We start from the raw sequence: 11166 nt of genomic DNA, 5'->3' as shown, positions 1-11166 counted from the left end.
ACCTGGCGCCCGTCACGGCGACCGCCGGCGTGGCGCTCGCGCAGGCGCTCCTGGCGCTCGACGGCGTCGAACCGGCGGGTGCCAGGCCGCCGACCTGGGACGCCACGCTGGAGGTGGACGCGTTCACCGGGGTGGTCGAGCACCGGATCGCGCCGGTGCACCCGCGCTGCGAGTGCCGCTCCGCGACGTGATCCGCCCTCAGGGACGGCTGTGTAGGTTTTGTGGCAGGGCCGTGAACCACTGCGACCACGTGAACGGCGGGAGGAGAATCACCGGGTGAGCGAGATCCCGCGCAAGGCCGTGCAGCGCACCGCCAAGTTGGCCAGCCTCCCGCTCGGCGTGGCGGGCAGGGTGGTCGGAGGCTGGGGCAAGCGCCTGGCAGGCCGCAGTTCCGAGGAGGTCAGCGCCGAGGTGTCGGCGAAGACCGCGGAGCAGGTGTTCGCCGTGCTGGGGCAGCTCAAGGGCGGTGCGATGAAGTTCGGCCAGGCCTTGAGCGTGTTCGAGGCGGCGGTGCCGGACGAGCTGGCCGAGCCGTACCGCGAGGCGCTGACCAAGCTCCAGACGGCCGCGCCGCCGATGCCCTCGCGCACCGTGCACCGCGTGCTGGCCGAGCAGCTGGGCTCGGCGTGGGCGAAGCGGTTCACGTCGTTCGACGACTCGCCCGCCGCGTCGGCCAGCATCGGGCAGGTGCACCGGGCGGTGTGGCACGACGGCCGCGACGTGGCGGTGAAGGTGCAGTACCCGGGCGCGGACGAGGCGTTGCAGAGCGACCTCAACACCCTGCTGCGGTTCAGCCGGGTGCTGCAGGCGGTCATGCCGGGAGCCGAGGTCAAGCCGCTGCTGGAGGAGCTGCGGGACCGCTACCTGGAGGAGCTGGACTACCGGACCGAGGCGGCCAACCAGCGGGTGTTCGCCAAGGCGTTCGACGGCGACGACCGGGTGGTGGTGCCGAAGGTGGTGGCCAGCGCGCCGAAGGTGATGGTCACCGAGTGGATCGACGGCACGCACCTGTCGAAGATCATCCGGGAGGGTGGGCGCGAGGAGCGCGACCTGGCCGGGCAGCTGCTGTCGGAGTTCCACTTCTCCGCGCCGAGCCGGTCGGGGCTGCTGCACGCCGACCCGCACCCCGGCAACTTCATGCTCGGCGCGGACGGCCGGTTGCGGGTGCTCGACTTCGGTGCGGTCGCCCGGCTGCCCGAGGGGCTGCCCAAGCCGCTCGGCCTGATGACGAGGCTGGCGCTGGACGGCCGCTCGGACGACCTGGTGGAGCTGCTGCGGTCGGAGCGGTTCATCCGCCCCGGGACCGAGCTGCACGCCGAGGACGTGCTGAACTACCTGGCCCCGTTCGTCGAGCCGCTGCGGAGCGAGACGTTCCACTTCACCCGCCGGTGGCTGCAGAAGCAGGCGGAGCGCGTCGGTGACCTCCGCAGCCCCGATTCGCAGACGGGGAGGTCGTTGAACCTGCCGCCGCAGTACCTGCTTGTCCACAGGGTGACGCTGGGCGCGACGGGCATCCTCTGCCAGCTCGACGCGAACGTGCAGGCCAGGGCCATCGTCGCCCGCTGGCAACCGGGGTTCGACGACTGAGTTGTCCACAGGTCTTCCACTTGTCCACAGATCACGAACACCCCGTGGTCCGCTCCCCGGAACCCCCGGAGGATCGGTCCCGTGAACCAGGTGATCAAGGCAGTGGACCTGAAGGCGGCCGGCGTGCCCGGCTACGTCATCGACCTCAAGTGCCGTCCCGGCGGGCCGTGGCAGCGCATCCTGCCGGGCGTGCTGCTGCTCGGTTCGCGACCGCCGACCAGGGCGCAGCGCCTGCGCGCGGCGTTGGCCTACGCGGGCCCGAGCGCCGTCGTCACCGGCGTTGACGCCCTGCACGCCCACGGCCTGCCGGCGCTCCCGCCACCGACACGCATCCACCTGCTCCAACCGGCCACGACCCGCCGTTCCGGCGTCGAGGAGGTGGTGCTGGAACGCACCACCCGGCGGCCGGAGGTCGTCGTCCGCGCCGGCCTGCCGCTGGCCGAGCCGAACAGGGCCACCCTGGACGCCGCCCGCCACGAGCCGGACGCCCTGCGCCAACACCACCTGCTCGCCACCGCCGTCCGGTCGGGCCTGTGCACCGTCGCCACCCTGACCGCGGAGCTGGACGCGGGCAGCCGAAGGGGCACAGCCACCGCGAGGTCGGCCCTGAAACTCCTCTCCACCCTCCTCCGCTGACGGCCGACCACCGGCCGGCCCACTCCGCACCCGCCGGCCAGCCAGCACCCAGGCCCACCCCGCCCGCCGGGCCCCGTCCAGGCCAGCCAGACCCCCCCCCACCGGACCCGATCCAGGCCAGCCAGCCCCGCCCCGCCGGCACCCCAGCCAGGCCCACCACGTCCGCCGGACCCGACCACCCCGAGCTAGGCCCACCCCGCCCGCCGGACCCGACCTGTCCGAGCTAGGCCTACCCCGGCCGCCGGACCCGATCCAGCCCAGCCAGACCCCCCACCGGGCCCGATCCAGCCCAGGCAAACCCCACCCCACCCCGCCGGATCCGATCCAGCCCAGCCAGGCCCCACCCCACCCCGCCGGACCCGATCCAACCCAGCCAGACCACACCCCCGGCCGCCGGACCCGACCAACCCCGGGCCAGACCCACCCCGCCCACCGGACCCGACCTGTCCGAGCCAGCCCGGCCCCGGCTCGCGCCGAGCCACTCCGCGCCCTCCCGGGCCGCTCGGACCCGCTGGCGGCACCCCGAGCCAGATCGACCTTGCCCGCCGGACCCGACGAGCCCTGCCGGCCCGCCTTGCCCGCCGGACCCGACCCGATCCCGGCCGCCCGACCACTGCCGATCAGCCGACTCCGCCTGACCGACCCCGGCCGCCAACCCGAGCTCGGCAGCCGAACCGACCTGGCCCGCCCAACCGACCGTGCCGCCGAGTTGGCCTGCCAACCACGCCACTCAGCCGACCACCGGCCGTCCAACCCGACCCTGTTGACCAGCCGATCCACGCCTGCCTCGCCCTGGGACCTCGCTCCGGGGCCGGGCTTCGACCTGCGGGTTCGCTCGTGGCCTTGGCTGGATTACCAGTAGTCGGAGGGGAGTTTGCCCTCGATGTCCCGGACGTGCGCCCGCGCGCAGACGTGGCACAACCACTGGTCGACGCCGCGGTCCCGTTCCCGCACCCAAGCCAGCAGTTGGGCCGGGTCGGTGACGGACGACCGGGTGCGGCCGCAGCGGGCGCACGTGTCGGTCACGGCTTGCGGCCCAGGTACACGGTGTTGGCGGTCAGCAGGAAGACGTCGTCGCGCAGCCCGAGGTACGCGGGGTCCTGCGGGTCGAGCAGTTGCTTGACGGTGCGGCGGTCGGCGGGGTGCAGCAGGTGGCCGGCGACCTCGTCGTGCCACCTCAGCTGGTCCACCGCCCAGTCGCGAACCGCGGGCTTCGGCGGAGCCGGGTGGTCGATGAGGTAGCTGAACGCGGTCACGTCCACCAGACCCGTATCGGAGAGGAGGAGGTTCCAGCCACCGGACAGGCGGACGGAGTCCGTCGTGTCCTCCCGCATCCGCACGAACCACTCGGCCCGCGCCGCGGACAACCGGTCCTGCAGGCCCGGCTCACCGATACCCAAGTCGTAGGGGAGGAACTTGCCGGTCAACCCGCCCTCGGCCAGCGCGAGCCAGCCGCCGGGCGCGATGGCCTCGACCAACGCCGTCACCGCCGCACGCTGATCGGGGAGGTGATGCACGACGTTCGACGCCCACACCAGCTGCGCGGGCCCGGCGATCTCGACCGGCCGTTCGGTGGCGAGGTCGGCCAGCACCGGGCGGACCTGCACGGTCGCCCTGGTCGTGTCGGTGCCGTAGGTGGCGGCCGACCGGGCGGCGTGCGCGGCGGCGTCCAGCAGCTCGGGCGTGCTGTCGACCAGCACGACGGTGCCACCGCCGCGGGCGGACAAGGCCTCGACCAGGGCCACGCTCATCCCGCCGGCGCCGCACCCGACGTCCAGCACGGTCGGTTTGTCGGGCAGGGTGCGGACGAGTCTCCGCGCGACCACGGCCCGCGCCTCGGCATCCAGCTCGTCGGCCTGCCGCAGGAAGTTCAGGCGGGACGACCAGTCGATCCCGTCATGGGTATGGCTGTGCCCACGAGCGGCCGCATCGCTGCGGCCATCGCTGTGAGCATGGTCGTGGGCATGGTTGTGAGAGTGAACGGCCACACGGGGAACGGTACCTACGTCGAGCCCAACCCTCGCATCGAACAGGCCAGCCCGGCGTCCACCCCGGACGTCCGGGACACGGCGGATTTCGGACATGGCGAGGCCCGCCCTCCCCGTCATGGGACGAGAAGGGCGGGCCGTTGCCTGCATCAGAGCGCGCGGGCCTTCAGGACGGCCCTGCGCTGGGCCCATCCGGCCAGCCGACGCCACCTGCGGGCGACGACGAGCCGGTGGGCCAGCCGATGCTGTCGCGCGAATATCTCCGCGTCATGCATTCGTGATCTGGCGAGATTTTCTTCGAGAAGCATGGGGTTCCCCTTGGGGTTGACTTCGATGAGCAGCGCTTCGTCAGAGGTGGATCGGTACGTGGTCACGCGGCGGCCTCCTGGTCGTTAGCCCCCCGGACAACGGTCGCGGCGGGCGCCGCGGGAACAACTGGTGCTGCGGGAACAACGGGCGCCGCGTCCTTGCGCGGACGCCCACGGGGACGCTTGCGCGCGATCACGGCTCCGCGCTCGAAGATCTCGCCGCCCCAGACCCCCCAGGGCTCGTGGCGAGCAAGCGCACCGGCCAGGCACTCCTCGATGACGGGGCAGGTGGCGCAGAACCTCTTCGCCTCCTCCAGCTCCGCCGGCGCGTCGGCGAACCACAGGTCGGGGTTGTTGGTACGGCAAGGAAGTTCCAAGCCGGCGTCGGGCGCGGTGTCGATCAGGGAAGCGACACCCGCTCCGGCGAGCTCCGCCTCGGTGGACAACGTCCCGTTTATGGGGACGGTCGCGGTCAACATCAGGTGGACTCCTGTCAAGGATCTTGCATGGGGTTTTTCGTGCGAACAGTGTTCGAGCGGTGGTGCGGCACAGCGGTAAAACAGGTGTGGACAGCACGAAGGCCGCGGATCCGGTTACGGGTCCGCGGCCTTCGTGAGCTGGGTGGCCTGACTATCGGGTCGTCAGGTACTTCGCTCGTGCGCGGACGGCGCAACGTTCTGAGTCGGGACAAGGGTCGGCGCGTACGGCGCCGGCACCTGGATCAGCGAAACTCGCTCAGCACCCCACTTGAGGGCGTGGCGATCGCGGGCAGACTTCTCCCCCACGACATGAGCAGCGGTTGCGGCCAAGAACACCCCGGACATCAGGTCACCGGGCGTCTCGAAGCACATGAGAGTGTTCACGACCGGTCACCTCCTCGGGTGTCTCGTCTCGACTGCTAGCTCTTCATCCCCAGCGGGCGCTTCGCGCCCGGCCTCAGCAGGTTATGACCCCGCGCACGACGGGTGCAACAGGTTTTTCCAAATACCTGTCGATTGAGTGAAACTTCCGCGTTTGCCCTGCACACAGGGCCGGCGCGGGAAGACCCAGGCGAACGGGGCCGCCCGGCGCGGGCCGGACGGGTTCACCGCCCACCCGATCACCACGCGGTCAACGGCCGCCGCGCACGAGGGCCAGCACGTCGTCGCCGAACCGGTCGAGCTTGGCCGCGCCGATGCCGGAGATCGACACCAGCCCGGCGACGTCCTCCGGCCGCTGCTCCGCGATCGCGACCAGCGTCGCGTCGGTGAACACCACGTAGGCGGGCACCTTCAGCTCACGCGCCCGGTCCGCCCGCCAGGCCCGCAGCTTGGTCAACAGCTCCTCGTCCAGGTCGGACGGGCAGGAGGAGCACCGGCTGAGCTTGATCGCCCGCGCGTCGACCAGCGCCGACCCGCACACCCGGCACTGCGGCTTGGGCCGCTTCTGCAGCGGCTCGCGCTTCGCGGCCGTGCGCGACGCCGGGTGGTCGTCCGGCACGAGGCCGTAGAGGAACCGGCTGCGCCGCCGGTAACGGCGACCGCCCGCGGCGCGCGCCAAAGCCCACGACATCCACAGGTGCACCCGGGCGCGCGTCACGCCGACGTACAGCAGCCGGCGCTCCTCCTCGATCGCCGCGTCGTCACCGTCGGCGTGCTGGATCGGCAACGTGCCCTCGACGAGCCCGACGAGGAACACCGCGTCCCACTCCAGGCCCTTCGCCGCGTGCAGGGACGCCAGCGTCACGCCCTCCACGGTCGGCGGGTGCTGGGCCTCGGCCCGCAGCTCCAGTTCCGCGACGAACTTCGGCAGGTCCGCGCCGTCCACCGCGGTGACCAGCTCCTCGGCCAGCTCCACCAGCGCGAGCAGGGACTCCCACTTCTCCCGTGCCGTCCCGCCGGCGGGCGGCTCGTCGGTCAGGCCGATCCCGGCCAGCACCTCCCGCACCACCTTCGGCAGCTCGCCGGTCGGCTCGTGGGACGCCGCCGAGCGCAGCGCGACCATCGCCTGCCGCACCTCGGCGCGCTGGAAGAACCGCTCCCCGCCGCGCACCTGGTAGGGCACGCCGACCTCGGCCAACGCCTGCTCGAACACCTCGGACTGGGCGTTCACCCGGTAGAGGACGGCGATCTCGCTGGCCGCCACGCCCTCGTCCAGCAGCGCCTTCACCCGCCGGGCGACGGCCGCGGCCTCCAGCGACTCGTCGTCGAACTCGGTGAACGTCGGCTTCGGCCCGTCCGGGCGCTGCCCGATCAACCGCAGCCGCGAGCCCGAGGGGCGGTCGCGCGCCCACTTGATCACCTCGTTGGCCAGGCCCACGACCTGCGGCGTCGACCGGTAGTCCCGCTCCAGCCGCACCACGACGGCCTCGGGGAACCGGCGCGGGAAGTCCAGCAGCGGACGCGGCGAGGCCCCCGCGAACGAGTAGATGGTCTGGTTGGCGTCACCGACCACGGTCAGGTCGTCGCGCTCGCCCAGCCACGCGTCGAGCACGCGCTGCTGCAACGGCGTGACGTCCTGGTACTCGTCGACCACGAAGCACCGGTACCGGTCGCGGAACTCCTCGGCCACGTCGCCGTGCTCCTCCAGCGCCGCCGCGGTGTGCAGGAGGAGGTCGTCGAAGTCGAGCAGCTGCGCCTGGTTCTTCAGCTCCTCGTAGGTCCGGTAGACCTGCGCGACCTGGTCGGCGGGCGCGGGGGTGTCGCGGCTGGTGCGGCCGGCGGCGGTCGGGTAGTCCCCTGGCGCGACGAGCGAGGCCTTGGCCCACTCGATCTCGCCTGCGAGGTCCCGCAGCGAATCGGACTCGGTGGACAGGCCCACCCGGTTGGCGGCCTGCGCGACCAGGCGCAGCTTGTTGCGGTCGATCAGCTGCCACTGCTCGCCGCCGACCACGCGCGGCCAGAAGTAGCGCAGCTGGCGCAGCGCGGCGGCGTGGAACGTCCGGGCTTGCGCGCCGTGCACGCCCAGCGCCCGCAGCCGGGTCCGCATCTCGCCCGCGGCACGGGCGGTGAACGTGACGGCGAGGACCTGACCAGCGGAGACGTGACCGCGCTGGACCAGGTGGGCGATGCGGTGCGTGATGGTGCGGGTCTTGCCGGTGCCGGCGCCCGCGAGCACGCACACCGGGCCGCGCGGGGCCTCCACGGCGGCACGCTGTTCCGGGTCCAGTCCCTCCAGCAGCCGGTCCATGCGCAGCATCCTCGCAGAGCGCAGCGAGTACTCCCGTCATGGGGCGATCCGCCGCGCCGTATCCTGGTGGGTATGGCTGGTAAGCAGGACAAGGCGGCTGCCAAGGCGGCCTCCAAGGAAGCGTCGAAGGCTCGGCGCGCGGCATCGAAGGCGAAGCGCAGCCAGATCTTCGAGGCGTTCAAGATGCAGCGCCGCGAGGACAAGGCGCTCGTGCCGCTGATGCTGGCGTGCGTCCTGGGCGCGACGGTCGCGGCGTTCCTGATCGGCCTCATCTGGGACATGCAGTGGGTGCTGCTGCCGATGGGCATCGCGGTGGGCGCGCTGCTGGCGGTCATCGTGTTCGGCCGCCGGGTGCAGCGCTCGGTGTACGCGAAGGCCGACGGCCAGCCGGGCGCGGCGGCGTGGGCGCTGGACAACCTGCGCGGCAAGTGGCGGGTCACGCAGGCCGTGGCGGGCACGACCAGCGGCGACATGGTGCACCGGGTGCTCGGTCGTCCGGGCGTGGTGCTGGTCGCGGAGGGTGCACCCCACCGGGTGAAGAACCTGCTCGCCCAGGAGAAGAAGCGGGTCTCGCGGGTGATCGGTGAGACGCCCATCTACGACGTCGTCGTGGGCACCGAGGACGGCCAGGTGCCGCTGCGCAGGCTCCAGAGCCACCTGATGAAGCTGCCGCGCAACATCACGACCGCCCAGGTCGACACGATCGACAACCGACTGGCCGCGCTGGCCAGCCGTGGCGCGGCGCTGCCGAAGGGCCCGATGCCCCAGGGTGCCAAGATGCGCAACGTGCAGCGCGCCATGCGTCGTCGCTGACACACGTTCTCGCAGCTCAGGCCCGTTCCGGCGATCGTCCGGAGCGGGCCTGGCGCATGTGCGGGGTCAGCGCACGCGGATGACGACGGTGCCGGCGACCTTGTCGTGCAGGCCGCGCCCGTCGGCGTCCCACACCACGGCCGGGATGATCGGGAAGATCAGCGCCGTGCGCAGCACCGCCCGGGGCACGCCGACCAGCCCGGCGCCGTCCAGCCGGGCGACCCGCAGGCCGAACAGCGCGTGACCGGGCGTGAAGCCGAAGAAGGCGACCGCGACCACGGTGATGGCGAACCAGGTGAGCAGGCTCCAGTTCCGCGGCAGGTCGGGCAGGGTGAACAGGCCCGCGACGCCCGCGGACAGCAGGAAGTCGACCAGGATGGCGATCGCGCGGCGTCCGGTGGAGGCGACCGAGCCGGGGCCCGACTGCGGCAGGCCGAGGCGTTCACCCCGCCAGCGCTGCCCGGTGCCGTCGCCGGAGTCGGCGCCGGGTTCCAGCGCCGAGCGGGGTCCTGACAGCCACGAACCGGTCCACTTGCTCACCCCACCAGAGTAAGGCCGTGCTCAGCGGGTGAGGAGCGGCGGTCGGGTTGCCCGACCTGCGCGCCCCGTTAACACTGGCGAAACACGTGGGTGATGGCTGGGCAACACCACGGTCTTAGTTTCGCCACGATGGCAGGCCGCACCACGCAGCGGCGTACAACCACGCCCCCACCGCAGCAGAGGAGTCGACGAGGGTGTTCAAGAATCCCGACGAGGTCCTGAAGTACATCTCCGACGAGGGCGTGAAGTTCATCGACGTCCGCTTCAGCGACCTGCCCGGCGTGATGCAGCACTTCACGCTCCCCGCGGCCGCGTTCGACGCCGACGCCATCGCCGAGGGCCTCGCGTTCGACGGTTCGTCGGTCCGCGGCTTCCAGTCGATCCACGAGTCGGACATGCTGCTGCTGCCCGACCTCTACACGGCACGCCTCGACCCGTTCCGGATCGAGAAGACGCTGATCGTGAACTTCTTCGTGCACGACCCGTTCACGCGTGAGGCCTACAGCCGCGACCCGCGCAACATCGCGCGCAAGGCCGAGCAGTACATCACCGAGTCGGGCATCGCGGACACCGCGTACTTCGGCGCCGAGGCGGAGTTCTACATCTTCGACTCGATCCGCTTCGACACCACCGCGAACGCCTCCTTCCACGAGATCGACGCGATCTCCGGCGCCTGGAACTCGGGCCGTGAGGAAGACGGCGGCAACCGCGGCTACAAGGTCAAGTACAAGGGCGGCTACTTCCCCGTCACGCCGACCGACCACTACGCCGACCTGCGCGACAAGATGGTCCTGAACATGCAGGCCCAGGGCTTCACGGTCGAGCGCGCGCACCACGAGGTCGGCACCGGCGGCCAGTCCGAGATCAACTACAAGTTCAACACGCTGCTGCACGCCGCGGACGACCTGATGCTGTTCAAGTACATCATCAAGAACACCGCCTGGCAGGCCGGCAAGACCGTCACGTTCATGCCGAAGCCGCTGTTCGGTGACAACGGCTCGGGCATGCACACCCACCAGTCGCTGTGGAAGGACGGCCAGCCGCTGTTCCACGACGAGTCCGGCTACGCGGGCCTGTCGGACACGGCGCGTCACTACATCGGCGGCATCCTGCACCACGCGCCGTCGCTGCTGGCGTTCACCAACCCGACGGTGAACTCCTACCACCGCCTGGTGCCGGGCTACGAGGCCCCGGTGTCGCTGGTCTACTCCCAGCGCAACCGCTCGGCGTGCGTGCGCATCCCGATCACCGGCAACAACCCGAAGGCCAAGCGCATCGAGTTCCGCTGCCCCGACTCGTCGGGCAACCCGTACCTGGCGTTCTCGGCCATGGTGATGGCCGGCCTGGACGGCGTGAAGAACAAGATCGAGCCGCCGGCCCCGATCGACAAGGACCTCTACGAGCTGCCGCCCGAGGAGGCCCGCGACGTCAAGCAGGTGCCGGCGTCCCTGGACGCGGTGCTGGACAACCTCGAGGCGGACCACGAGTTCCTCCTGGAGGGCGGCGTCTTCACGCCGGACGTCATCGACACCTGGATCTCGTTCAAGCGGGAGCAGGAGATCGACCCCCTGCGCCTCCGCCCGAACCCCTACGAGTTCGCGCTGTACTACGACGTGTGATCGGCGCGGGGCTTTGACCAGCGGTTCGACCGGTTGAAGCCCCACCCAGGCCGTCTCCAGGCCGTCTGAGCTGGAGAGGCCGCCAGATCCTTCACAGGCCGAAGGCCGGGTGACTACTACAGTCACCCGGCCTTCGGCCTTAGCCATGCCGTGCGACAGCAGGCGGCGCGCCTTACCGTTGATTTATGTCTACTATTGCGCCTGCGCTCATCACCGCTTCGGCGGTGGCCTTCTCGTCACTGATCACAGTCGGCGGCATCTACTTCAGCCAGCACCTACAAGATCGACGGAGATTCATTGAGCACAAAAAAGATGCATACTCAGATCTTCTGAGTCTATTCAGGCGATGGACGAGCGACTTGAGCTACATCGGAGTATATTCACTTATAGAACCAAATGCTAGATCGGCCCTGAAGCGCTGGGCCATGCCCGAAGATGTCCAAGAACAGCCACACGAAGACTACTTGCATGTCGGCCGAGTCCTAGCACAGGTCGAATTGCTTTCAA

General features: G+C 70.9%; 10 protein-coding genes and 1 pseudogene. 5 read left to right on the top strand and 6 right to left on the bottom strand.

Features of this window, described 5'->3' with window-relative positions; all coding sequences use genetic code 11:
* From AB0G02_RS06530 to AB0G02_RS06520, 3 genes and pseudogenes are all read left to right on the top strand, one after another.
* Positions 1-191, top strand: a pseudogene (locus AB0G02_RS06530) (thiamine biosynthesis protein ThiF); the annotation flags it as partial.
* 85 nt (positions 192-276) lie between these two features.
* Entirely contained in the window at positions 277-1587 is a 1311-nt protein-coding gene (locus AB0G02_RS06525) for an AarF/UbiB family protein (protein ID WP_360790277.1), read from the top strand.
* An 81-nt stretch (positions 1588-1668) separates the two neighbouring features.
* A complete protein-coding gene (locus AB0G02_RS06520) occupies positions 1669-2223 on the top strand; it encodes a hypothetical protein (protein WP_360790274.1) in 555 nt (184 codons plus the stop codon).
* Positions 2224-3075: 852 nt separating this feature from the next.
* Here the strand turns inward: AB0G02_RS06520 and AB0G02_RS06515 are convergent.
* From AB0G02_RS06515 to AB0G02_RS06495, 5 genes are all read right to left on the bottom strand, one after another.
* Positions 3076-3249 (bottom strand): hypothetical protein, encoded by a 174-nt coding sequence (locus AB0G02_RS06515; protein ID WP_360790271.1) that lies wholly within the window; start codon positions 3247-3249, stop codon positions 3076-3078.
* Positions 3246-4211, bottom strand: a complete 966-nt coding sequence (locus tag AB0G02_RS06510; RefSeq protein WP_360790268.1) for a class I SAM-dependent methyltransferase — start codon at positions 4209-4211, stop codon at positions 3246-3248. Before AB0G02_RS06510 ends, AB0G02_RS06515 begins: the two co-directional genes overlap by 4 nt.
* Before the next feature lie 149 nt (positions 4212-4360).
* Positions 4361-4585: a hypothetical protein gene (locus AB0G02_RS06505; protein ID WP_360790265.1), complete on the bottom strand. Its 225-nt coding sequence runs from the start codon at positions 4583-4585 to the stop codon at positions 4361-4363.
* Positions 4582-4998 carry a WhiB family transcriptional regulator gene (locus AB0G02_RS06500; protein ID WP_360790262.1) on the bottom strand — a complete coding sequence of 139 codons (417 nt, stop codon included), beginning with the start codon at positions 4996-4998 and terminating at the stop codon, positions 4582-4584. Before AB0G02_RS06500 ends, AB0G02_RS06505 begins: the two co-directional genes overlap by 4 nt.
* A 631-nt stretch (positions 4999-5629) precedes the next feature.
* Complete coding sequence (locus AB0G02_RS06495; RefSeq protein ID WP_360790280.1) at positions 5630-7687, bottom strand: ATP-dependent DNA helicase UvrD2; 2058 nt, start codon at positions 7685-7687, stop codon at positions 5630-5632.
* 72 nt (positions 7688-7759) lie between these two features.
* On the opposite strand from AB0G02_RS06495, the gene AB0G02_RS06490 reads away from it, so the two are divergent.
* Positions 7760-8500, top strand: coding sequence for a DUF4191 domain-containing protein (locus tag AB0G02_RS06490; protein WP_360790259.1), 741 nt, complete (start codon positions 7760-7762; stop codon positions 8498-8500).
* A 66-nt stretch (positions 8501-8566) separates the two neighbouring features.
* Here AB0G02_RS06490 and AB0G02_RS06485 read toward each other — a convergent pair whose 3' ends face one another.
* Complete coding sequence (locus AB0G02_RS06485) at positions 8567-9040, bottom strand: hypothetical protein (protein WP_360790256.1); 474 nt, start codon at positions 9038-9040, stop codon at positions 8567-8569.
* Between the two features lie 194 nt (positions 9041-9234).
* Here AB0G02_RS06485 and glnA point away from each other — a divergent pair, with 194 nt between their 5' ends.
* A complete protein-coding gene (gene glnA, locus AB0G02_RS06480) occupies positions 9235-10659 on the top strand; it encodes a type I glutamate--ammonia ligase (RefSeq protein ID WP_360790253.1) in 1425 nt (474 codons plus the stop codon).
* Positions 10660-11166: the final 507 nt, after the last annotated feature.

This window comes from Actinosynnema sp. NPDC023658 (genome assembly GCF_040639995.1).
Lineage (GTDB): Bacteria > Actinomycetota > Actinomycetes > Mycobacteriales > Pseudonocardiaceae > Actinosynnema.
The sequence above is the reverse complement of the archived record's forward strand: the minus strand, read 5'-3'. Positions and strand labels throughout refer to the sequence as shown.

Coding starts and splice junctions, on each gene's coding strand:
- AB0G02_RS06500 (WP_360790262.1), bottom strand. CDS start 4,998: ATGTTGACCGCGACCGTCCCCATAAACGGGACGTTGTCCACCGAGGCG.
- AB0G02_RS06495 (WP_360790280.1), bottom strand. CDS start 7,687: ATGGACCGGCTGCTGGAGGGACTGGACCCGGAACAGCGTGCCGCCGTG.
- AB0G02_RS06490 (WP_360790259.1), top strand. CDS start 7,760: ATGGCTGGTAAGCAGGACAAGGCGGCTGCCAAGGCGGCCTCCAAGGAA.